A 22,659-nucleotide genomic window follows, 5' to 3' on the forward strand; every position below is an offset into this window, starting at 1 on the left:
GTCATTCGATTAAAGTTTCTCCATCCAGACCTGTGTGGTTCATGGTCCAGGCTCCAAAATCAGAATCCCGAATCATGGCACCAATAAAAGAGCTGCGATCAAACCTTGCATGATTGAACTCTGCCTGATCAATAGTAACATGATCCAAACGACAGTGGACAAATGATGGGCTTTCTTCCAAACTGTAACACTCCCTGAACTGACCCTGCTCAAAAATCACTTCGTTAAACTGGGTGCCTTCCATTAAAGCTGAATCCATATCGACCCGGGTAAAATAACTGTTCGAAATCCGGGTCCTGACCAGCTTGGGAACATTGAATTCGCAGTCGGTCATAATCACCTTGTTCAAATTGCCACCCGAAAACACCGGCCCTTCCTGAAAACTGTCACAGCCTCTGAACTGACAGTCTTCCATTAAAACGTTATTGAAGTGAGTACTTGTCAGTGTGCAATCCCTGAACTCTATATTCCTGAGCTGGGAGCCGGTAAAGTTCGCATCATCCAGAAATCCGTGAATAATCTGGCTGTTGTGCATCTTTAAACCCATGCATGAGCTGTTATGAAAACTTTGAGCCCCCATATTGCAGCTATCAATGACAGCATTATCCAGACAACTTTGGTCAAAATTAACAGCAAACAGATTGCAATCCACCAGACGCGCCTCATCCAGCCGACAATGCCTCAGATCAGCACCTTCCAGGGAAGAATCTTCGAAGATGGCACCCCTCAGATCGGCACCTCTGAAATCAGCCCCGGATAAATTACAGCCTTTAAATCGGGCTCCCCGCAACTGTGCCTTTCTGAAGTTACTGCCCTTCAAGTCCGTTTGATTAAAACAGACCCTTTCAAGATCTCTGCCCTCCAGCACTGCACCTTTGAGTACCTGTCTGGGAGGAAAGTTCATACCGGGATGTAAAAGATCGAGAAGTTCACTCGCAAAATCATCAGATGCCGGAGTATTGGTCACGACTCGAGCTTCTCTGGCCGGGTCGATAGCAATACTGTATTCACCCAAGCCTTTCAGCAGGATGGTACTTTTTCCATCAAGGCCTGAGGTTTTGATTTCCTCTGTTTCCAGTACATCAAACCTGCCCAATCCTTGTCGTGCATTCTGACGGGTATCTTTATTTTTCCCTGAATCGGACACCACTGCGCCTCCCTGGCTGATACTTTTTGCGATCAAATTTGGACATCATCGCCATGAATGCGGGGATGATTGTCTTAGCTTGCGGCTGTTTATTAGAGTCGTCCGATGAACGGTAAAGTTTAGAATGCGGCCATCCAAAGATACTGTTCGCCAAGTGCAGTAAAACTCTAGACTCTCAGTCGGAGGGCTCCATAACATGATTGGCAAGATCCAACACAACATGCCGTATATGATGGTCATCAAGCTCATAGAATACCTGTTTACCACGGCGGGAAGATTTGAGAATTCTGGCTTCTCTGAGCCCTTTGAGGTGATGGCTGGTCAGTGGTTGAGACATACCTGATATTTCTGACAGGCAACAGACCGGTTGTGGTTCATCAATACAGGCCATAACCAGTTTGAGGCGCCCTTCATCCCCCAGCAGCCTGAAAAGTGAGGCCAGCCTGGCCAAATGCTCTGAAGACATTTCTGGTAATTCAGTACAACAGGGCTGATGGAGTTCAGTCATATAGGAGTTACGTTGTAAAAAGTAGATTGAGTTCAAGCCGCCATGGGCTAAAAATATCAGCTCATGCCGGATTAATACAATTAGTGCCATCGACAGAGGCGAATCCTGTAACAAACACGCATGGGTGCTTCGGCTTTTCCTGTCTATTTAAGATTTAGATCAGGATTTATCCTAAGCGGCCGTTATTGACAGTGATAGACACCCTTGCAAGCTGGTATAGAGTCCAGAATCCAGGGGTTTGTCCGTCATAGCCCACACATTGCACGAAGTGCAGCTAATTTCATTGTGGGTTTAACATCTGATGCACTCTCCAGAACCACCACTGGAACTGAATAATGACCGACCTAGATTCCAACAGCATTCATACTGGCCTTTCAGGTCGTATGCTTCTTGAAAATCCTTTGCTGAACAAGGGCACTGCCTTTACTTTTGAAGAACGCAGCGAACTGGACCTCCATGGTCTGTTGCCACCCCGTGTAGAAACACTGGAAGAGCAGTGTCGCCGCGCCTATAAATCTTTTGCGATCAAGCCCACTCCTATTCTCAAACATATTTACCTACGCTCACTGCAAGATACCAACGAAACGCTTTTCTACGCTCTGGTTCAGCGTCATCTTCAGGAAATGTTGCCTATCATCTACACCCCTGTGGTAGGTCAGGCCTGTCAGCGATACAGCGATCTTTATCGTCGTCCTCGCGGCCTCTACATCTCTTTCCCTGAGCGCGCTCAGATTGATGCCATGCTGGCAAACTTCAAGCGCAACATTGAAGTCATCGTAGTGACTGATGGTGAGCGTATCCTGGGTCTGGGCGACCAGGGTATTGGTGGTATGGGTATCTGCATCGGTAAACTATCTCTTTACTCTGCCGTGGGTGGCATTACGCCCAACCTGACAATGCCCATTGCTCTGGATTGTGGCACTAACAACAAAAAACTGCTGAAAGATCCCAATTACCTGGGATGGCGACATGAGCGCATCGGTGAGGACGATTATTTCGAATTTGTCGATATGTTTATCCAGACACTTAAACGTCGCTGGCCAAACGCCCTGCTGCAATTTGAAGACTTCGCGATCAACCACGCTACGCCTCTGCTGGAAAAGTACCGTGATCAGCTCTGCACCTTTAACGATGATATTCAGGGCACGGCCGCTGTTACTGCTGCTACCCTGATGGCTGCAGCCAAGGCTGCTGGCAAATCCATTGAAGACCTGAGCGTTGCTTTCCTGGGTGGAGGCTCTGCAGGCTGTGGGATCGCTGAACAAATTATCCGTCTGATGGTGGGTCGCGGACTGTCTGACGAGGAAGCTCGCAAGCGCATCTACATGGTTGATCGTGACGGCCTGGTGCACGACCAGATGAAAGGCCTCCGTCCATTCCAGCAGAAGCTGACTCAGCGTTTTGCTGATATTCAAGGCTGGTCAGCCGAGGGCACAGTGTCGCTGGCGGATGTCGTTCGCATTGCCAAGCCAGACGCCATCATTGGTGTTTCCGGTCAACCCGGCCTGTTCACTCAGGAAATTATTGAGAACATGTCGATCAACCACGAGCAGCCCATTATTTTCCCACTCTCGAACCCGATCAGTCAGGTGGAAGCTCTGCCCGAAAACATTATCAAATGGACTAACGGCAAGGCTCTGATTGCTACTGGCAGCCCGTTTGAGCCGGTTCAGCTCAATGACAGCGCTTACCCGATTGCCCAGTGCAACAATATCTATATTTTCCCCGGTCTGGGTCTGGGTGTGCTGGCTTCCGGCGCCTGTCGCATTACTGACAAGATGCTCGACGTTGCTGTAGAAACACTGGCACTCGCTTCTCCTGCTCTGGTGAGCAGAGAAGCACCTCTTCTGCCTTTGTTGGATCGCATCCAGCATGTCACCAACGATATTGCTCTCGCTGTTGCTCTTCAGGCCCAGAAGGACGGTCTGGCCCCGATCACTGAGTTGACTGATCTGGAACAAAAGATCAGAACAAAACGCTGGAGCCCCGAGTATCGCCGCATTCGCATGTCCTTCTGCTAGATTGCCCTTCTGATAATAGCATCACTCTCCAATTGCACGTCGTAAGACGTGCAATTGGTCTCTCTTTATCCCATTACTCTGCCTTTTTTATCGCTATCATAAACTCCTGAAAGCTTGGACGCTCATTTCAAGGCCCAATCAGACCAGACTGAATAACATTTTAAAAAAAGCCGCCAAGAAGTAGTTATATCCACCAGATATTCAATATAAATCGAGAAATAGTGTCATAAATAGCGGGTTATTATCACTATTTATCCCTTTATTGATCTATATCAAACCTGCTTCGTACCAAACAAACTTAAGCTGTAAGAGAAATCGGGGACTCCGGTTCAATTTTTTGATCGGTACAACCCTGCCGAAAAAACCGGCGGGTCAGTTTAATTCCATAAGCGTTCAAAGAAATCGCTTGGGTTACTCAGCAATAAGACCTCCAAGAAAGTCTGATCTGACATGCCTCCGGCATAATTCTCTCTCGCAACACAAAGACAAGCGAACAGTGAGAGATACGTGTTTGGTAACATAGGAAATAAATATGAAGCAGTGGATTCGACTTTCACTCACAACCAAAGTGCTGATCGGCATGGTGGCAGGCCTGGCTATTGGCCTGATAATGCGTCAGTTTACAGGTAATACTTTTATTGAGCATTACCTGGTAAATGGCGTATTCAACGTCATAGGTCAAATATTTCTGACCGCTCTGAAAATGATAGTAGTACCTCTGGTATTCACCTCCATCGTATGCGGTACCTGCTCCCTCAAAGACGTAACAGTACTGGGTCGTCTGGGCGGAAAAACAGTCGCTTTTTACCTGCTTACGACCTGTATTGCCATCAGTCTGGCTATGGGTCTGGCTCTGCTTGTCAGCCCGGGTGAAGGTGCCAACCTGGAAAGTGCTTCTTCTTATGCCGCCTCCACCGCACCTTCGCTGTCTGAAGTCATCATCGGCATGTTCCCGGCTAACCCTATCGAAGCCATGGCCTCCGGTAACACACTGCAAATCATCGTATTTGCCTTGCTGTTCGGTATTGCCATTGCTGCTGCGGGTAAACCTGCTGAGCCTATCGTCAAGATTTTTGTGGCTCTGAACGAAGTCATGATGAAGCTGACTACTTTGATCATGAACCTGGCACCTTACGGTGTGATGGGGCTGCTGGCCAAGCTGTTCTACTCAATTGACCTGGGTGCTATCGGTAACCTGATTCAGTATTTCCTGGTCGTTCTGGGGGCTCTGGCTCTGCAGCTGTTCATCACATACTGCGGTCTGTTAAAAATCACTACAGGTCTGAGTCCGCGCATCTTCCTGAAGAAAATGCAGGATGCCTTCATGTTTGCCTTTACCACAGCCTCCAGTAACGCCACTATCCCGGTCACTATGGAAGGCGTAACTCGTCGTATGGGTGTTAGCAATAAGGTGGCCTCTTTCACCATCCCCCTGGGCAGTACCATCAACATGGACGGTACCGCCATCATGCAGGGTGCTGCGACGGTCTTTATCGCCCAGGCCTTTGGTGTAGATCTGAGCATGGGTGACTATCTGATGGTGATCGTCACAGCCACTCTGGCTTCTGTCGGTACTGCGGGTGTACCCGGAGTGGGTCTGGTTATGTTGGCGATGGTTCTACAGCAGGTAGGCCTGCCTCTGGAAGGTATTGCCCTGATCATGGGTGTAGATCGCCTGCTGGATATGGTACGTACCGCTGTCAATATAACAGGCGACAGTGTTGTAACCTGTATCGTTGCCAAGAGCGAAGGCGAGATGGATCTGAAGGTTTATAACGATCTTGAAGCCGGTGAAAGCGATGAGAACATCGACTTCCACCACATCGGTGAGCAGCAGGTCCGGACTGCCTGATTGATCACTGACCACAACAGAGCGTAGCCCCAAGGCTACGCTCCTCCCACCTACTCAAACTTACCCATCCCTGCTGCACAGTTCAGCAATTCAGCCTCCTGTAAGCCTGACTCATCAGAACCACTTTTCGGCAACATAAATTCAGAGCGTTAAACGAGCGTTAACAGTCGTCAGTCAGAAACAAGGAGATGAAGGAATAGCGATTTTTAACGGAAGGTAATTGAACATAAAAATAAGCGGATTGGTTTACAGGCTGTGTGGATAATGGCTTTATTATCCTTCCATGTATGTCCGGATGCTCGCGTTGCTTCTGCAATTCTTCTCAGCTCCGGTTTCCCTGTTGGTTGCTACACCACAAAAAAACACCCTATAAACCAATCCGCTTGTACGGTCATCGACTTTTATTATTGTTTTTATCAGTCGATTCATCTGCCTCATTATTGTTTTTATTTTCGGCAGTTTTTCTTGCTTTCGACCCTATGTATACAATCGACGTGCCAATTTTTTGGAAACTGGCCACACCCCTTGGCATACGTACAATCCGACGCAAGACCCCACCCCAATAGGTATTTTTATCCAGCCTGAATGTGTTACCTGTGGGAAGTAGTCCCGTAACAGTGAGATATTGACGTAACGCTTACAGAATTTCATAAACTGAGAATACCCCGGGCAACGGGGATTTTGACTGAGAGATTTAAATTCGAGAGATTGCCCATATAGTGTCTTTATAATCGCACTTGGAATTTATCGGAAATAATCATGACTACAGATACTCATTTTGACTACCTGGTCATTGGTGGTGGTAGCGGCGGCATAGGTACTGCTAATCGAGCTGCCATGTACGGCACAAAAGTTGGTCTTATTGAAGCCAAACACCTCGGCGGCACCTGTGTAAACGTTGGCTGTGTTCCCAAAAAAGCCATGTGGTTTGCAGGACAGATTTCCGATGCCATCCACTATGGTCCGGATTACGGTTTTGATCTGAACCGTGAAGAAATCCTGAAAAACTTCAGCTGGAGCAAGCTGGTTGAAAGCCGTGAGGCCTACATCAGTCGTATTCACCAGTCCTATGACCGGGTACTGGGTAACAACAAAGTAACCGTCATAAAAGGTTACGGTCGTTTTGTGGATGCCAAAACCGTTGAAGTGAACGGTGTTCAATACACGGCTGATCACATTACCATCGCCACCGGTGGTGAGCCTGCTGTCCCATCCATTCCAGGCGCTGAATACGGCATTGACTCTGACGGCTTCTTTGAACTGACAGAACGTCCTGAGCGTGTTGCAGTGCTGGGGGCCGGGTACATTGCCGTCGAACTGGCGGGGGTCCTCCATGCCCTGGGCAGTGAAACCCACCTGCTGGTTCGCAAGCACAAACCCTTGCGCAACTTCGACGACATGCTGTCCGATACTCTGGTTGAGATCATGGAAGCGGAAGGCCCGACCCTGCACACACATTCTGTACCCAAAGAGATCACCAAAGAAAGTGATGGCAGCCTGACCATCCATCTTGAAAATGGCAACAGCCTGACAGTTGATACGGTTATCTGGGCTGCAGGTCGTAAGCCACACACCCACTCCATCAATCTGGAAGCAGCGGGTGTCGAAACCGATGAGCGTGGCTACATTCCTGTCGACAAGTTCCAGAACACCAATGTGCCTGGTATTTATGCAGTCGGTGACAACATTGGCAAGATCGAACTGACACCGGTTGCAGTGGCAGCCGGACGTCGTCTGTCAGAAAGGCTCTTCAACAACAAACCGGAAGAACACCTGAACTACGACAATATTGCGACTGTCGTCTTCAGTCACCCTACGATTGGCACCGTGGGTCTGAGCGAAAGCGAAGCCATTGAACGTCATGGTGAGGAAAACGTTAAGGTTTACACCAGTGGCTTTACCGCCATGTACAGTGCGCTGACCAGTCACCGTCAGCCAAGCCGCATGAAGCTGGTTACCCTGGGTAAAGAAGAGAAAATTGTTGGCATTCACACCATCGGTCATGGCTCCGATGAAATGCTGCAGGGTTTTGCAGTGGCACTGAAAATGGGTGCAACCAAAGCAGACTTTGATAATACAGTGGCTATCCATCCGACCTCTGCGGAAGAATTCGTTACTATGAGGTGATCCTTTTACCGGAGAATTAAAAAAGAAGAGACACATCGAATAATGCCTCGTCAGTCAAAACTGTGGGGCATTCCTGGTTCAAGCAGGTTGCCCAGTGCCTGATATAAAGCGATTTCTGTTCATCTACAGGTTCTGAAACCTTATCGGCCGACTAGTTTTATTTAAACAACTGGCAACATTTCAACGCCTGCCCGAACGGTTAAGCTGCTTCAATACACCAGTACACATCCTGGTCAGCCCGTTCATTAACGATATCAGTGGAAATGTGCAGTTATAGGCTCCAAGATTTAACTGATCATCAATATTTAAAAAATTTTTCTCGCTTAGAAGCTTGCCAGCACCATAGGGATAGAGCATTTCACTCAGGCATTTATTATTTTTTACATGATTCAGGTAGCAGTCGGTCGGGTCATATTCCCCCCGGTGAGCTGATCAAAGCCTGACTCACAAGGCTGCAGGGCCGTCCAGTAGAGCACCACCTGCGCTACCCGGCCAAGCCATTCCCGGTACTCCTGATCTTCCCGACCCAGGAGGGATTGGAGGTGATTAAGTGTGGCAGGCCCAGGCAACAGTCCTGAGAGGAATTGATTGCAGGCTGATTCAATAAATGTGGCCGTTTCCTTAAGTGCCTGAGGGTTTTTATAGTGATAACCATCATCCCTCTGGCGTAAACGTGACCGTACCAGAACCGCTGATACAATGATCTCACAAATGCTATTAGCCAGAGCAACACGCTGTGAAACTATGGGCGGATAACAGTGGTCGAGCGTGTCTTTCTGCCGTAAACAACCCTGGATATCGCCAAAGGTTTCATAATCACCCAGGTCACGCATGCCACAGTGCCCAAAATCAATCTTATCAGTCGCAAGAGTATTCCACGCCGCCAATTTGCCAGGGTGAATATTGTCGTGCATTAGATTCATGGCTGCATGCAAGGCGACCCAGCCCCGGGCGCTCCCGGGTGCAGTCACCGTCTGCTTCTGGCGAATGGGCATACCGGGCATAGGCGGCAGGTGCTGTATAGGAAAAGACATTGATATACTCTTGATTAAATCCGCAACGAGCGCAACACTCGCTGTTATGGATAAGGTTCAAGCTACCTTGTCAAACACTTAAGAAAGACATTTCTGGCACCGTTGATATCACGATCAACGGTGAAGCCCTCACCCTTTATAATTTTGGAAGAACCTAATTTTTCGTCAATGGTCCCGTTCCATGATTGAGTCTTGGATGTATAGGCTTCGTTGCAATCAACTACATGCTTTCCATACTTTTTTGCGTACCACTTAAGCCGCTTTTTGAATTGGTAGTGATTGAGGTCAAGCATCTAGAACAATGTCATCCTTTTTGCATTTCAGCCGGTCAATTTCCCTGTTGAAATGAATAATCCGATCTCTTGCCCACTGGGGCATGTCGGGGAACTTAATGCCCTTCTGCGTGTTCAGGATTTTTTGCTTTTGACTGATCAAGCTGTCCACTTGTTTCATCAGTGGGAACAGCTTTGTTTTTGCAACGTTATCACCCGCTATCAATGCCTCTTTTTCGCTGTAGCAAGTGGCAAAGGTGCGAACTCCGGGGTCAACTCCAACGCATCTAACCTTCCCTTGGATTTTGGGATTTAGCTCAATATGTTGTTGAACCTGAATGAACCAGCGACCTTTGTCGTAGGTTACGACACAAGATTTACCAATCGCTTCTGCTGGCACATCTTCTGTCAGGTGAATCTTGCCAAGAGCCTGTACGCAGGGATTTAATCCCTTTGGCAAACGGTCAATAGAGAATGAGTGCCTGCTACCTTTGCGGCTTTTGAAACTGATTTCTGCAAAGCCCTCTTTAGCTCCCTTGAGCTTCTTGTTGTGCTTGCAGACCGCTTTGAATGTAGCCGCTGCCGCCAGTGCTCAAGGAGTATCCCCCCGACTGAAATATCAATTATCAAAAAATCACAAACGAAAGCAGAAAAAGGAATTTTATCAAGAAACCCATGCAAGATAATCAAACACACGACATATAAAATTCCATGGTCGTATATTCCGCCGTCTTTCCAAAGAAAAAAACATAAGCGCCTGTTTTTATTGTAATAATTAAACAGAAAAATAATGCTATTCAGTGTCAACACTTCTCTGATGCCGTATAAAAAAACACCACTATTCACAAAATAAATAGCAAAGATAAAAACAACAGGATTGTCACAAATGTTCACAAATCACAGAATGCAGTCACCGGATCGGCATGTCTCTGACTAAAAACGCCGATCATCAAAACACGCTGATAACGTCGTGAAAACGGAAGGACTGATTATGTCAAACTACCTGAATGATATTGACGCAATTGCTTCACTGAAAGCTACTCAGGGCTCTTCCTGGGAAGCGATCAATCCCGAATACGCTGCTCGCATGAAAGCGCAGAACCGTTTCAAAACCGGTCTGGATATTGCCCGCTATACCGCCAAAATCATGCGCGAAGACATGGCGGCTTACGACGCAGACACTGCAAAGTACACCCAGTCCCTGGGCTGCTGGCATGGATTCATTGGTCAGCAGAAGATGATTTCTATCAAGAAACATTTCAACAACACTGACCGTCGCTACCTTTACCTGTCTGGCTGGATGGTTGCTGCACTGCGCTCCGAGTTTGGTCCTCTGCCAGACCAGTCCATGCACGAGAAAACGTCAGTAGCTGGCCTGATTGAAGAACTCTACACCTTCCTGCGCCAGGCTGATGCCCGTGAACTGGGCGGTCTGTTCCGCGAACTCGACTCTGCTCGCAAGGCTGGCGATACCGCTAAAGAAGCAGATCTCCAGAGCCAGATCGATAATCACCAGACACACGTTGTGCCCATCATTGCCGACATCGACGCTGGTTTCGGTAACGAAGAAGCCACTTACCTGCTGGCTAAGAAAATGATTGAAGCCGGCGCCTGCTGTATCCAGATCGAAAACCAGGTTTCCGACGAGAAGCAGTGTGGTCACCAGGACGGCAAGGTAACCGTTCCTCACGAAGATTTCCTGGCCAAGATTCGCGCTGTTCGCTACGCGTTCCTGGAACTGGGTGTAGACGACGGGGTGATCGTTGCCCGTACCGACTCCCTGGGTGCTGGCCTGACCAAGCAGCTGGCAGTAACTAACCAGCCTGGTGATCTGGGTGACCAGTACAATAGCTTCCTGGATGTTGAAGAAGTCACTCCAGAAAACATGAAAAACGGTGATGTGATCATTAACCGTAACGGCAAGCTGGTTCGTCCCAAGCGTCTGCCCAGCAACCTGTTCCAATTCCGTCAGGGTACCGGTGTTGACCGTGTCGTTCTGGACTGCATCACTTCTCTGCAGAACGGCGCTGACCTGCTGTGGATTGAGACCGAAAAACCTCACGTTGGCCAGATCGCCGAGATGGTTAACAAGATTCGTGAAACCTGCCCGAACGCTAAGCTGGTTTACAACAATTCACCGTCCTTCAACTGGACTCTGAATTTCCGCCAGCAGGTATTCGATGCCTGGAGCGAAGAAGGTAAAGACGTTTCTGCTTACGACCGTGCTCAACTGATGAGTGCAGAGTACGACGCAACAGAACTGGCCCAGGCGGCTGATGAGAAGATCCGTACCTTCCAGGCAGACGCTGCCCGTGAAGCAGGCATCTTCCACCACCTGATCACTCTGCCAACTTACCACACTGCCGCGCTGTCCACCGACAACCTGGCTAAAGAGTACTTTGGTGATCAGGGCATGCTGGGATATGTTGCAAACGTTCAGCGCAAAGAAATCCGTCAGGGTATTGCCTGTGTTAAACACCAAAATATGGCTGGCTCAGACATGGGTGATGATCACAAAGAATACTTCTCTGGTGATGCTGCACTGAAAGCGGCCGGTGAAGACAATACCATGAACCAGTTCGGCTAAGCTGAACAGTCAGGCTAAATAGTTCGCCTCCCCCGCGTGAAATATCACGCAACCATTCAGGGCAGCTTCTCGCTGCCCTGATTTATTTTGACTGAGCAAAGCCCTGATTCATTGAGTAGACTTAGGATCAGCTCACCCCGGACGGTGTCCGTAGACGCCGGACACTGGGATCAAACCTTAACACAACCTACCAAACTATTACGTACGACACCCCTTTTAACAAGAAAATTTATTCACTATTTACGAATAAATTATCAAAAATTCTCATTTCAAAATTATCCATAACAACCTCCACACACCCACAGAGACTCGAACATGACTGCACGTAAAAACCGAAAACCCGAAAGATTTCCACACACAAAACATACCACCTATATAGTTAATTACCCTTTTAACTTAAAATCACATACTATACGTGATCAGTACTCATGCCCGAGTACCTCTCATGGATGAAGTCCGGATTGAGCCGGATCACAGAGGCCCAGGTTATGAAAGAAGGGTCAGAAGAAACACAGTGTTCTGACAAGCGTCGACTCCCGTATAGACAGACAGCTTTGATCCATTGTCGTGCTCAGTACGGGTACGATGAAAAACGACGGTGAAGGCACAACTACTGATCGGCAGCCCACGTCTGCCAGAACATTTTTATAGCTACACTAGGTGACCGATATGCGGATAGGGATCCCTGGAGAGATTCAGGAAAACGAAAACCGGGTAGCCGCTACGCCTGATACAATAGGCAAGCTGCAAAAGCTCGGTTATGACGTCATCGTTGAGAGTGGAGCTGGTATCAAAGCCAGCTTTGATGATGCGGCTTTTAGAGAAGCTGGCGCTCAAATCGCAGAACGCTCAGAAGTCTGGGGTTCCGATATCGTTCTGAAAGTGAACGCACCAACAGACGACGAAATAGCTCTATTAAAAGACGGCGCTACCCTCGCCAGCTTTATCTGGCCCGGCCAGAATGAAGAGCTTATGAACAAACTCAGCCAGCGCAACATCAACGTGCTGGCTTTGGACAGTGTACCCCGTCTGTCCCGCTCCCAGTCACTGGATGCACTGAGCTCCATGGCTAATATTGGCGGTTACCGGGCTGTTGTTGAGGCTTCCCATCACTTTGGCCGCTTTTTTAATGGTCAGATTACCGCTGCTGGCAAAATACCACCTGCCAAGGTCATGGTCATTGGTGCCGGTGTTGCAGGTCTCGCTGCCCTGGGTGCGGCTGGCAGCATGGGTGCTATTGTTCGGGCTTTCGACACTCGTCCTGAAGTTAAGGAACAGGTAGAAAGCATGGGCGCTGAATTCCTTGAGCTGGATTACGAGGAAGAGCAAGACTCTTCCGACGGCTATGCCAAGGAAATGAGCCAGGCCTTTATTGATGCCGAGATGGCCCTGTTCATGGAACAGGCCAAAGAGGTCGACATCATTATCACCACCGCCCTGATTCCCGGTCGACCGGCACCCAAGCTGATTCTGGAAGACATGGTTAAAGCCATGAAACCAGGCAGTGTTATCGTCGATCTGGCTGCCCAGACCGGTGGCAACTGTGAATGCACAGAAAAAGACAAGGTTGTGGTCAAGCATGGTGTTACCGTCATCGGCTACACCGACCTGCCCAGCCGACTGCCAACCCAGTCATCGCAGTTATACGGCACCAACCTGGTGAATATGCTGAAACTGATGACACCTGAGAAAGACGGCAACCTGGTCATCGACTTTGAGGACGAAGTAGTCCGTGGTCTCACTGTCGTGAAAGAGGGCAACATTACCTGGCCTCCACCGCCTGTTAAAGTCAGTGCAGCTCCGGTAGCTAAACCGACGCCAAAGGTTGATGAAGTCAAGAAAGAGAAGCCTTCAAGTCCCTGGCTGAAACCTGCCCTGATCGCCGCAGGTGCCGCCATCTTCGGATGGGTTGCCCATTCAGCTCCGGCAAGCTTTCTGGAACACTTCACTGTATTCGTTCTGTCGTCCATTATCGGCTACTACGTCATCTGGAATGTTACTTCTGCCCTGCACACACCTCTGATGAGTGTGACCAACGCCATCAGCGGCATTATTGTGATCGGTGCCCTGATGCAAATGGGGAGTGACAACAATATTATTCTGGCTATGTCGGGCATCGCCCTGTTAGTGGCCATGATTAATATTGTCGGTGGTTTCGCTGTGACCCAGCGGATGCTCAAGATGTTCATCAGAGATAATTAATCGCAGCGGGAGTAAACAGGAATGTCACAAGGATTATTATCGTCCGCCTACCTGATAGCAGCGCTGCTGTTTGTCATGAGTCTGGCAGGCCTGAGCCGTCAGGAGTCTGCCAAGAGCGGCAGTCTCTATGGCATGGTCGGTATGGTCATCGCCGTTCTGGCCACACTGGGTTATGCACACCTCGAAGGCTTTACCTTTGTCACCATTATGATGATTGTCGGAACAGCCACAGGCCTCTTCCTGGCCAGGAAAGTGGAAATGACCGAAATGCCCCAGCTGGTCGCCATCCTGAATGGTTTTGGCGGGCTGGCAGCGGTGTTGATCGGCTTTTCAAGTGCGATTGAATCTTCAGAATCACTGGTCAAGGCGGCTTCCGAGCTGGTGTCGTCTACCGAGCAACTGATTCACAGCATTGAAATATTCATTGGCATCATCATCGGTGCAATCACTTTCAGTGGTTCGGTTGTTGCCTGCCTGAAACTGAATGGAAACATCAACAGCCGTCCCGTATCACTGCCTGGTGGCCACTGGACCAACCTGGCTTTGATTGTTCTGGCCATTGTGATGGGGATTATCTACATACAGCAGGACAGCATTCTGGCTTTGATCATCATGACAGGTCTGGCCTTTATTTTTGGTATCACTCTGGTTATGGGCATCGGTGGTGCTGACATGCCGGTTGTGGTTTCCATGCTCAATGCGTACTCCGGCCTGGCCGCTGCTGCTACTGGTTTTATGCTGGGCAACAACCTGCTGATTATAACAGGTGCCATGGTGGGCTCTTCAGGCGCAATTCTCTCCTACCTGATGTGTTCAGCCATGAACAGATCCTTTATATCGGTAATTCTCGGTGGTTTTGGCACCGAAGCTGGTACTGTAGCGGAAGGTGAGGAACAGGGTGAATACACCGAGGTCAATGTAGAAGAAGTCGCTGAAATGCTCAAAAGCGCTTCCAGCGTGATCATCACTCCCGGATACGGAATGGCTGTCGCCCAGGCTCAGCACCCCCTGAGAGAACTGGTCAATAAGTTGCTGGCCCAGAATATTAAGGTACGCTTTGGTATTCATCCGGTGGCTGGTCGTCTGCCAGGTCATATGAACGTTTTGCTGGCCGAGGCAAAAGTGCCTTACGATATCGTTGAAGAGATGGATGAGATTAACGACGACTTTACCGAAACGGATGTTGTCCTGGTGATTGGTGCCAACGACACTGTAAACCCGGCGGCGTCTGAAGATCCGGGCAGTCCGATTGCAGGCATGCCTGTACTTCGTGTCTGGGAAGCAGAAAGGGTCGTCGTATTCAAACGCTCTATGGCTACAGGCTATGCAGGTGTCCAGAATCCCCTGTTCTTTAAAGACAATTCTCGTATGCTTTTCGGAGATGCCCACAGTACCGTCGAAGGTATTCTTAAGCAGTTCTGATCTGCCCCCCCGGATAGAAAGCCATTCTTCTATCCGGGTAGAAACAAACAGATGTCGACAGAACAGGGACCCTGCCTGAAATTATGACCCGCAACACTTAATGCTCATCATATTGCCTCCCTTGCACTGGAGCTTCAGATAATGAGATATCAGGCGTTGATGCTTCAGGCACCGGGGCTTCAGAGGCTGAGGCTTCAGAAACCACGGCTTCAGGTGAAGCTTCGGGTATTGAGGCTTCGGGTACTGAACCTTCAGGTAATGAACCTTCAGCTACTGAGCCTTCGGGTACTGAACCTTCGGGTGCTGCGCCTTCGGGTACTGCACCTTCGGGTACTGAAGCTTCAGGTACTGCACCTTCAGGTACTGCACCTTCAGCTACTGAACCTTCAGCTACTGAACCTTCAGCTACTGAACCTTCAGCTACTGAACCTTCAGCTACTGAACCTTCGGGTACTGCACCTCCAGGTACTGCACCTTCAGATAGCTGGATTAAAGGCAGCGGGGACAGAACTATAGTCAGTCTGCTACTCTCCGCGAAGGGCACGTTATGAAAATAAGTGGGTGACCAGTTACTTTGACTGTCTGTTTTCACAGGACCGTATTCTTTACCATCTACAGACAGTGTAACCTGGTATGGCTGTTCATCAGGATAATAAAATCTACCTCCTGCAAACACACTAAAAGTGTAAGTAGGTTTATACACATCGGAACTGTCTAAGGACCAACCGACACTACCCTGAGGATACCTGGCATCAGTGGGATGAGCATCATCATTTACATTCTGGAAACCGATATTGGTATTGACGGGAATGTAAACACCAGACTTTTCGACAAAATCCAGTTTGACCGACAAGCCATTCACCTTCCTGAAGTGTGTCAGTCCACTGTACGCAAAGCCATCAGCTTTGGCACTGAAACCGTAACCGAGCCCTACCGTTTCATCTCTGAAAACCACATCTGCCGCAGACGCAAAACCGGAAAGAAATATACTAACGGGTACAACCAGTAAAACTTTCATGATTAAAAAAAGCCTCTTCTGATGTGATAACCCTGAAATATCATTAAGTCGCTTTCACCAGAATCAATTTCGCATCAATGATACTGGCGCCATCGTTTATTGAACTGTACAAAAATAAACGAACGTCACATGCCTACTTCTTGCCAGCCCACTTTCGTCTAACAACAAAATGTATCACTTGCAAAGCGGTAGAATGAGAAGCTAGACACTTTATGATATTTCCGGATTAGACCACCGCTCAATTATAGATACTCATTTCTATAACTGCTTTTTTTACCGTAAAAAATATTTTGTTAAGCCACCCCACCATTACAGATCAAGAGAATCAATTCTGGAAATGGCCGTCCTGAATGACTTTCCAAATACCGGCATTTCTGCCCTGATCCAGTGAGTCTGTCAATCCGCTGCACTGGCACAGAGCCCGCCCGAAAATCAGAGGCCGCGAATATTTTCAGCTTCCAGCTCGGCAAAGTATTTCAGGGTCTTGACTCGCAGTTCCATGGTGGCATCTTCATCACAGACGATCATGGCTTTCGGGTGCATCTGCATGGCAGAAATGGTCCACAAATGGTTCACAGAGCCTTCTACCGCAGCATGGAGGGCATAAGCCTTATCCGCACCAGTGACCAGAATCATGACTTCACGGGCATCCATCAGTGTGCCTACACCAATGGTCAGAGCCAGATTGGGTACCTGATTGATATCGTTTTCGAAGAAACGGGAATTGGCCTGACGGGTCTTGTCAGTCAGGGTCTTGATACGGGTACGTGAAGACAGGGAAGAGCCTGGCTCGTTAAAGGCAATATGGCCATCGTGACCAACTCCACCCATAAACAGATCAATGCCGCCACAGGATTTGATCTTGTCTTCATAACGCTGGCATTCGGCTTCCAGGTCTTTCGGATTTCCATTGAGCAGATTGATGTTTTCGTGTCGGATATCAATATGTTCAAAGAAATTCTTAAACATGAAGGTACGGTAGGATTCCGGATGATCGGCGGGAATGCCCACGTATTCGTCCATATTGAAAGTCACTACATGCTCAAAGCTCACCTCGTCGGCATGGTTCATCTCAATCAGGTTCTTGTAGGTAGCCAGAGGCGTACTGCCTGTGGGCAGCCCCAGAACAAAGGGTCTGTCTGCCGTTGGCTTGAACTTGTTGATCCGTCTGACAATGTGCCTGGCGGCCCATTTGCCCACGTCGGATTTTGCGGATAGAGGAATTAAGCGCATAGTTTAATCTTCCGGTTGTGGACCTTCTGAATTCTGTTTAGCCGGACGATGGACATTTGTCACTCTGTTTTCGGCATGATGTAACCGGTTACACTATCATTTCTACAGATAACGGCCTATCTCACAGATCAATGTTTCGTGCAAAAGATACGAATTTCTCTGAAACAGTTCGAGCAGCTGGATACTTTACTTTCCGAACCCACCAGCGGCCTCTTTAATAAAACTGACAGTCCTGACTCAAAAAGTATATTCTTTACAGTCCACCTCTCTTTCTGGTTAGTCTTCAATACATGCGCATTCTCCACACGTCTGACTGGCACCTTGGCCAGCACTTTATAGGCAAGAGCCGTGAGCCTGAACATCAGGCATTTATTTGCTGGCTGCTGACAACCGTTGAAGAGAATTCTGTGGATGCCATCATCATTGCCGGTGATATTTTTGATACCGGAACGCCGCCCAGCTATGCCCGAACACTCTACAACCGTTTCATTGTCGACCTGCAGAAAACTTGCTGTCAGCAGCTGATTATTGTCGGTGGCAACCATGACTCGGTCTCAACCCTGAATGAGTCCAGAGATTTGTTGGCCTGCCTGAATACCCATGTGGTGGGTGGCGTTACGGAAAACCCGGAAGACCAGATAGTGGTTTTAAAGAACCATCAGGGAGAACCCGGCGCAGTGGTCTGCGCTATACCGTTTATCCGACCCAGAGATGTTCTGGAAAGTCAGGCTGGTGACAGTGACACCGATAAACAACAGGCTCTGCAGAACGCAATTGCCAGGCACTACCAAAAAGTATTTGAACTGGCCTCTGACAAAAACCTGCCAACCGTGGCTACAGGACACCTGACCACGGTCGGTGGACAAATGTCTGAGTCGGTGCGGGATATTTATATTGGCACCCTGTCGGCTTTTCCGGCCAGTGCCTTCCCCCCGGCAGACTACATAGCCCTGGGGCACCTGCACCGCGCCCAGAAGGTTTCAGATCAGGCACATATCCGTTACTCAGGCTCCCCTATTCCGCTCAGCTTTGATGAAACGTCCTGCCCTAAACAGGTGGTGCTGGTTGACCTTGAGCCTGGCACTGCGCCAGAAATCAATGAACTGGCAGTGCCCATCTTTCGTTCCCTGAAAAGCCTGAAAGGCAGCCTGAAGACCATTCAGCAGGCGCTGGACAAGATCGATGACGACTCTCCACTCACCACCTGGCTGGAATTGGAAGTCAGCACTGACGACTACCTCACCGATCTGCAAAAGCCTATTCAGATCATGCTGGAGGGCAGAAATCTGGAAGTCTTAAGAGTCCGTCGAAAGCGTGAAATCAACAGCGCGGCTTTACATAGCGAATGCAAAGAAACACTCGACGAACTTGATGTCGCTGAAGTGTTTGCCCGGCGACTGAACGACGAAGATCTTGATGAACAACGCACAGCCAGTCTCAACCGGGCGTTTAATGAAATCCTTGCCACTCTGGATGATCCGGATGGTGACAGCAAAACCGCCAGACTTGAGGACGAGAAGGAGTTAATGGCTTGAAAATCCTCAGTTTACGTTTGAAGAACATCAACTCGCTCAGAGGTGAGTGGAAAATTGATTTCACCGAAGACAACTTCCGCAACAACGGTCTTTTTGCCATCACCGGTCCCACGGGTGCGGGAAAAACCACGCTACTGGATGCCATCTGCCTGGCTCTTTATCACCAGACACCCCGACTGAGCACGGTTTCTACCAGCGATAACGAGTTGATGACACGTCATACGTCAGAATCCCTGGCGGAAGTGGAGTTTGAAGTTCAGGGACAGGGTTATCGTTCTTTCTGGTCCCAGCGGCGGGCCAGAGGCAAGGCAGACGGTAAATTACAAAGCCCACAGGTAGAGTTGGCGAAACTCGATGGCACCATCATTACCAGCCGCATCCAGGACAAACTAAAGATCGTCAGTGACATTACCGGCCTCGACTTTGGTCGTTTCACCAAGTCCATGATGCTGGCCCAGGGGGGATTTGCCGCTTTTCTCCAGGCCAGCGCCAATGACCGGGCCGAGCTTCTGGAAGAACTGACAGGCACGGATATCTACGGAGAAATTTCCCGCCGGGTGTTTGGGCGGGCACGGGCAGAGCAGGAAACACTCAACCTGCTTCAGGCCAGAACCGAAGGCGTTGAGCTACTGGACGACAGCGTTCTGGAAAAGCTCGCTGAAGAACAGACCGACCTGACAGAATCCAACAGCAAGATACAGAGCCAGGCGGATGAACTGAACAGACAACATACCTGGCTGGAAAAGAAAGCTGAGCTTGAGCAAGAAAAGCAAGCATCCCGGCAGTTACACCAGCAAAATCTGGAACAGCGGGAAGCCAACCGTGAAAGGCTGAAAAAGCTGGACGAATCGATTCCTGCCCTGGAAATAAAGCCTGTCTATGATCAGTTATCGACTCTGAAGGCAGCGGCAGCTCAGCGTCAGAAACAGGTGGATGAATTGCTGGAGAAAGAACAAACACTCAAGCAAACCCTGACAAAAAAAGAGCAGGCCAGCAAAAGTGCGCAGGAAAACCTCAGGCAGGTCAAACAGCAAAAAGCGGAAACCGAGCAACTGATCGCTGATCAGATCATTCCTCTGGATCTTAAAATAGCCGAGGCCCACCGCCGTCAGGCCGAACTGTATGAAGCACAGAAAGAACTTGGTAAAGCGCTTCAGAGTCAGCAAGAAAAGCACTCAACACTGCAACAGAATCGACAACAGCTTCAGCAGTCTCTGAAACAGGCTTCTGAATATCTGGCTCAACATACTCATCATGAGAAGCTGGCAGAACAGCTGCCTCTCTGGCATTCACAGTTTGAGCAGAGAAAGTCTCTGATAGAGCAGATTAATCAGCTTAAACACAGGCTGCAAGAACACCATACCCGGAATAAGCAGGACAGCACCCGGCACGAGCAGTTGCTGGAACAACAAAAAGTCAGTCAGGAAAAGTTAGCCCAATCTCGTGATCTGCTGGAGCAAAAAGAGGCTCAGCGACAACACTGGCTTCAGGGTCAGGAAGAGCCTTTACTCAGGCAACAACAACACGCCCTGATGGAGAAAGTACCCTTATGCCAGCAGCTGAAAACTCTGCTTGAGCATCATCTGGAAAGCCAAACCAGCCTGCGTACAGAAAAAACGACACTGGACGAAAACAAACGGCGACTCACCACTGTTGAGGCAGAATTGACTCAGCAAAGGGACCTATACAGAAAAGAAGCTCAGCATCTGAAAGATCTGGAAACCCTGCTACTTCAAGAGCAAAAAATTGCCAGTCTCAGTGAACATCGTCATCACCTGAAAGAAGGCGACCCCTGCCCACTCTGTGGTTCAACAGCACACCCTGCTGTGCAGCGTTATCAGCAGGTAGACGTTGATTCCACTCAAAATCGGCAGGAGGATAAGAAGCGGCTTGTGACAGAACTGGAACAGCAGGGAACCCGGAAAAAGCAGCTGGAAACAGAACTGAAAACGCTGTGCAACACTTCAGAAAAACGCATTCTCGAATTACAGGACCGACAGGCATCGACGCAGACAGAATGGCAGCAGCTTTGTCAGTCACTGCAGATTCAACTCAATATCTCTGACTCTGAATCGGTTCATAGCTGGCTGGACAGCACCAGAGAGCAGCTGATAGCCATTAATGAACAGGTCAAGCAGTTGGACGCAATCAACCAGCAACTGCAAAGTGCCGAAAAGGTGGCTACCCGGGAACAGCAGCAGCTTGAGCAGAAACAGTCGCAACTGGCTCTTTTGCATCAACAGCTGAGTCAAGCGTCAGAACAGATCGAAACACTGAGGCAGCAGCTATCCCGACACGAACAGGAACTGGGCCAGCTGGAAGCAGCCCTTCATCAGTCAATGGCAACGGCGCTTCCGGCACTGGAAACGCAGGACACTTGGCTTATGAGCCAGAAAGCGTTGAAAGATCGCTGGCAAACATGCCATCAGCAGAGCCTGGAACAACAGCAGGCACTGCAAACGCTCAATCATGAGATGCAGATGCTTGAGCAGAACCTGCTTCAGTCCCGACAGCAGGCCGATCAATTAAACCGGCAACTGGATCAGATCGACAGAGAGCAGGCTGATCGCAAAGACGTGCGGTTCACATTGTTTGGAGAACTGAAGGTGACCGAGGAACGCAGTAGGATCGAGCAGGCCATAGTCACCGCCGAACAAAACCTTAAAAACGCAGAAACGCAGTTGCAAACAGCACTGCGCGCTGAGAGCGAGCTGTCCGGCTCTATCCGGCAACATCTCAATGACCAGAAAACTCACCAGTCAGAACTGGAACAAAAAGAAGCACACTGGCAGACCACTCTGGAAGACAGCCCCTTTGATTCCAGCGAACAGTTTCAGCAGGCTCTGCTTGCTCCTGAACAACGTAGCGAACTGGAAGCATTGAAAAGCACTCTGGACAGTGCCATTGCCAGCAGTAGCGAACGTTTCAAACTGGCTGAAGCCTCTCTGGAAAAACTATTGAAAGAGGCCCTGACTGAACAAGCCGCTGAAGAGATCCTGACCTGCCTGAAACAACAGACAGCAGAACTGAGCCTCAACAATCAACGACTGGGTGAAATTCGACAGGCGCTCACCGAAGACCAGAAAAAGCGTCAGCAGTTGTCTGACTGGGTAGATGAAATCAGCAAACAGAGAGAGCAGTTTGCGGTATGGGAACATCTCAATAGTCTGATCGGCTCGGCAAAAGGCGACAAGTTTCGTAAATTTGCCCAGGGACTGACACTCGACCATCTGATTTATCTGGCCAACCAGCAGTTGCAAAGGCTGCATGGTCGTTACCAGCTACACAGAAAAGCGGTCGAAGCCCTCAGCATGGAAGTCATTGATACCTGGCAGGGTGATACCGCCCGGGATATCAAAACTCTCTCGGGAGGAGAGAGCTTTCTGGTCAGTCTGGCACTGGCACTGGCCTTGTCCGATCTGGTCAGTCACAAAACCAGCATTGATTCCCTGTTTCTGGACGAGGGCTTCGGCACACTGGACCAGGAGACACTGGAAATAGCGCTGGATGCCCTGGATAACCTGAACGCTTCAGGAAAGATGGTAGGGGTCATCTCGCATATTGAATCATTGAAAGAAAGGATTCCCACACGTATTGAAGTGAGGAAAGAGACAGGGCTGGGATACAGCTCTCTGGAGAAACACTATGCCGTCGTCGGATAGACGGCATTAGCTTCTGGTCAAAGGACAGAAAAGCGGGCG

At 49.2% G+C, this 22,659-nt stretch carries 15 protein-coding genes; 8 read left to right on the forward strand and 7 right to left on the reverse strand.

Annotated elements, in window-relative coordinates; translation table 11 throughout:
• Nucleotide 1 precedes the first annotated feature (1 nt).
• Nucleotides 2-1,147, reverse strand: a complete 1,146-nt coding sequence (locus ACO6VG_RS04880; protein WP_422472937.1) for a pentapeptide repeat-containing protein — start codon at nucleotides 1,145-1,147, stop codon at nucleotides 2-4.
• 175 nt (nucleotides 1,148-1,322) lie between these two features.
• A complete protein-coding gene (locus ACO6VG_RS04885; protein WP_422135861.1) occupies nucleotides 1,323-1,745 on the reverse strand; it encodes an ArsR/SmtB family transcription factor in 423 nt (140 codons plus the stop codon).
• A 245-nt stretch (nucleotides 1,746-1,990) separates the two neighbouring features.
• Here ACO6VG_RS04885 and ACO6VG_RS04890 point away from each other — a divergent pair, with 245 nt between their 5' ends.
• From ACO6VG_RS04890 to gorA, 3 genes are all read left to right on the forward strand, one after another.
• Nucleotides 1,991-3,676: an NAD-dependent malic enzyme gene (locus ACO6VG_RS04890; RefSeq protein ID WP_422472939.1), complete on the forward strand. Its 1,686-nt coding sequence runs from the start codon at nucleotides 1,991-1,993 to the stop codon at nucleotides 3,674-3,676.
• A gap of 532 nt (nucleotides 3,677-4,208) precedes the next feature.
• Nucleotides 4,209-5,528, forward strand: a complete 1,320-nt coding sequence (locus ACO6VG_RS04895) for a dicarboxylate/amino acid:cation symporter (RefSeq protein ID WP_422135863.1) — start codon at nucleotides 4,209-4,211, stop codon at nucleotides 5,526-5,528.
• 759 nt (nucleotides 5,529-6,287) lie between these two features.
• Nucleotides 6,288-7,655 (forward strand): glutathione-disulfide reductase, encoded by a 1,368-nt coding sequence (gene gorA, locus ACO6VG_RS04900; protein WP_422472941.1) that lies wholly within the window; start codon nucleotides 6,288-6,290, stop codon nucleotides 7,653-7,655.
• A 389-nt stretch (nucleotides 7,656-8,044) separates the two neighbouring features.
• On the opposite strand, the gene ACO6VG_RS04905 is transcribed toward gorA, so the two are convergent.
• The 3 genes from ACO6VG_RS04905 to ACO6VG_RS04915 all read right to left on the reverse strand — a co-directional run bounded on the left by ACO6VG_RS04905 (nucleotide 8,045) and on the right by ACO6VG_RS04915 (nucleotide 9,421).
• Nucleotides 8,045-8,689, reverse strand: coding sequence for a hypothetical protein (locus tag ACO6VG_RS04905; protein WP_422472943.1), 645 nt, complete (start codon nucleotides 8,687-8,689; stop codon nucleotides 8,045-8,047).
• Between the two features lie 62 nt (nucleotides 8,690-8,751).
• Nucleotides 8,752-8,982: a zinc ribbon domain-containing protein gene (locus tag ACO6VG_RS04910; RefSeq protein ID WP_422472945.1), complete on the reverse strand. Its 231-nt coding sequence runs from the start codon at nucleotides 8,980-8,982 to the stop codon at nucleotides 8,752-8,754.
• Nucleotides 8,975-9,421, reverse strand: a complete 447-nt coding sequence (locus ACO6VG_RS04915; RefSeq protein WP_422472947.1) for a hypothetical protein — start codon at nucleotides 9,419-9,421, stop codon at nucleotides 8,975-8,977. Before ACO6VG_RS04915 ends, ACO6VG_RS04910 begins: the two co-directional genes overlap by 8 nt.
• A 531-nt stretch (nucleotides 9,422-9,952) precedes the next feature.
• On the opposite strand from ACO6VG_RS04915, the gene ACO6VG_RS04920 reads away from it, so the two are divergent.
• From ACO6VG_RS04920 to pntB, 3 genes are all read left to right on the forward strand, one after another.
• On the forward strand, nucleotides 9,953-11,548 hold the full coding sequence (locus tag ACO6VG_RS04920; protein ID WP_422135871.1) for an isocitrate lyase: 1,596 nt from the start codon (nucleotides 9,953-9,955) through the stop codon (nucleotides 11,546-11,548).
• 669 nt (nucleotides 11,549-12,217) lie between these two features.
• Nucleotides 12,218-13,750, forward strand: a complete 1,533-nt coding sequence (locus tag ACO6VG_RS04925) for a Re/Si-specific NAD(P)(+) transhydrogenase subunit alpha (protein WP_422135872.1) — start codon at nucleotides 12,218-12,220, stop codon at nucleotides 13,748-13,750.
• A gap of 21 nt (nucleotides 13,751-13,771) precedes the next feature.
• Nucleotides 13,772-15,172 carry a Re/Si-specific NAD(P)(+) transhydrogenase subunit beta gene (gene pntB, locus ACO6VG_RS04930; RefSeq protein WP_422135873.1) on the forward strand — a complete coding sequence of 467 codons (1,401 nt, stop codon included), beginning with the start codon at nucleotides 13,772-13,774 and terminating at the stop codon, nucleotides 15,170-15,172.
• Between the two features lie 97 nt (nucleotides 15,173-15,269).
• Here the strand turns inward: pntB and ACO6VG_RS04935 are convergent, their stop codons facing one another.
• Together ACO6VG_RS04935 and nagB are read right to left on the reverse strand one after the other, a co-directional pair.
• Nucleotides 15,270-16,190 (reverse strand): hypothetical protein, encoded by a 921-nt coding sequence (locus ACO6VG_RS04935; RefSeq protein ID WP_422472949.1) that lies wholly within the window; start codon nucleotides 16,188-16,190, stop codon nucleotides 15,270-15,272.
• Between the two features lie 432 nt (nucleotides 16,191-16,622).
• Complete coding sequence (gene nagB / locus ACO6VG_RS04940) at nucleotides 16,623-17,423, reverse strand: glucosamine-6-phosphate deaminase (RefSeq protein WP_422135875.1); 801 nt, start codon at nucleotides 17,421-17,423, stop codon at nucleotides 16,623-16,625.
• Nucleotides 17,424-17,713: 290 nt separating this feature from the next.
• Here nagB and sbcD point away from each other — a divergent pair, with 290 nt between their 5' ends.
• Both sbcD and ACO6VG_RS04950 read left to right on the forward strand, forming a co-directional pair.
• Nucleotides 17,714-18,958, forward strand: a complete 1,245-nt coding sequence (gene sbcD, locus ACO6VG_RS04945) for an exonuclease subunit SbcD (protein ID WP_422412147.1) — start codon at nucleotides 17,714-17,716, stop codon at nucleotides 18,956-18,958.
• A complete protein-coding gene (locus ACO6VG_RS04950; RefSeq protein WP_422472951.1) occupies nucleotides 18,955-22,620 on the forward strand; it encodes an AAA family ATPase in 3,666 nt (1,221 codons plus the stop codon). The genes sbcD and ACO6VG_RS04950 overlap by 4 nt, the downstream gene beginning before the upstream one ends.
• Nucleotides 22,621-22,659: the final 39 nt, after the last annotated feature.

It is taken from the genome of Endozoicomonas sp. ALB032 (genome assembly GCF_049310125.1).
GTDB lineage: Bacteria > Pseudomonadota > Gammaproteobacteria > Pseudomonadales > Endozoicomonadaceae > Endozoicomonas_A.

Excerpts from the sequence above, each read along its gene's own strand:
- gorA (WP_422472941.1), top strand. The coding sequence starts at position 6,288 with ATGACTACAGATACTCATTTTGACTACCTGGTCATTGGTGGTGGTAGC.
- ACO6VG_RS04910 (WP_422472945.1), bottom strand. The coding sequence starts at position 8,982 with ATGCTTGACCTCAATCACTACCAATTCAAAAAGCGGCTTAAGTGGTAC.
- ACO6VG_RS04925 (WP_422135872.1), top strand. The coding sequence starts at position 12,218 with ATGCGGATAGGGATCCCTGGAGAGATTCAGGAAAACGAAAACCGGGTA.
- ACO6VG_RS04885 (WP_422135861.1), bottom strand. The coding sequence starts at position 1,745 with ATGGCACTAATTGTATTAATCCGGCATGAGCTGATATTTTTAGCCCAT.
- ACO6VG_RS04935 (WP_422472949.1), bottom strand. The coding sequence starts at position 16,190 with ATGAAAGTTTTACTGGTTGTACCCGTTAGTATATTTCTTTCCGGTTTT.
- nagB (WP_422135875.1), bottom strand. The coding sequence starts at position 17,423 with ATGCGCTTAATTCCTCTATCCGCAAAATCCGACGTGGGCAAATGGGCC.
- ACO6VG_RS04920 (WP_422135871.1), top strand. The coding sequence starts at position 9,953 with ATGTCAAACTACCTGAATGATATTGACGCAATTGCTTCACTGAAAGCT.
- pntB (WP_422135873.1), top strand. The coding sequence starts at position 13,772 with ATGTCACAAGGATTATTATCGTCCGCCTACCTGATAGCAGCGCTGCTG.
- ACO6VG_RS04890 (WP_422472939.1), top strand. The coding sequence starts at position 1,991 with ATGACCGACCTAGATTCCAACAGCATTCATACTGGCCTTTCAGGTCGT.
- ACO6VG_RS04895 (WP_422135863.1), top strand. The coding sequence starts at position 4,209 with ATGAAGCAGTGGATTCGACTTTCACTCACAACCAAAGTGCTGATCGGC.
- ACO6VG_RS04905 (WP_422472943.1), bottom strand. The coding sequence starts at position 8,689 with ATGTCTTTTCCTATACAGCACCTGCCGCCTATGCCCGGTATGCCCATT.
- sbcD (WP_422412147.1), top strand. The coding sequence starts at position 17,714 with ATGCGCATTCTCCACACGTCTGACTGGCACCTTGGCCAGCACTTTATA.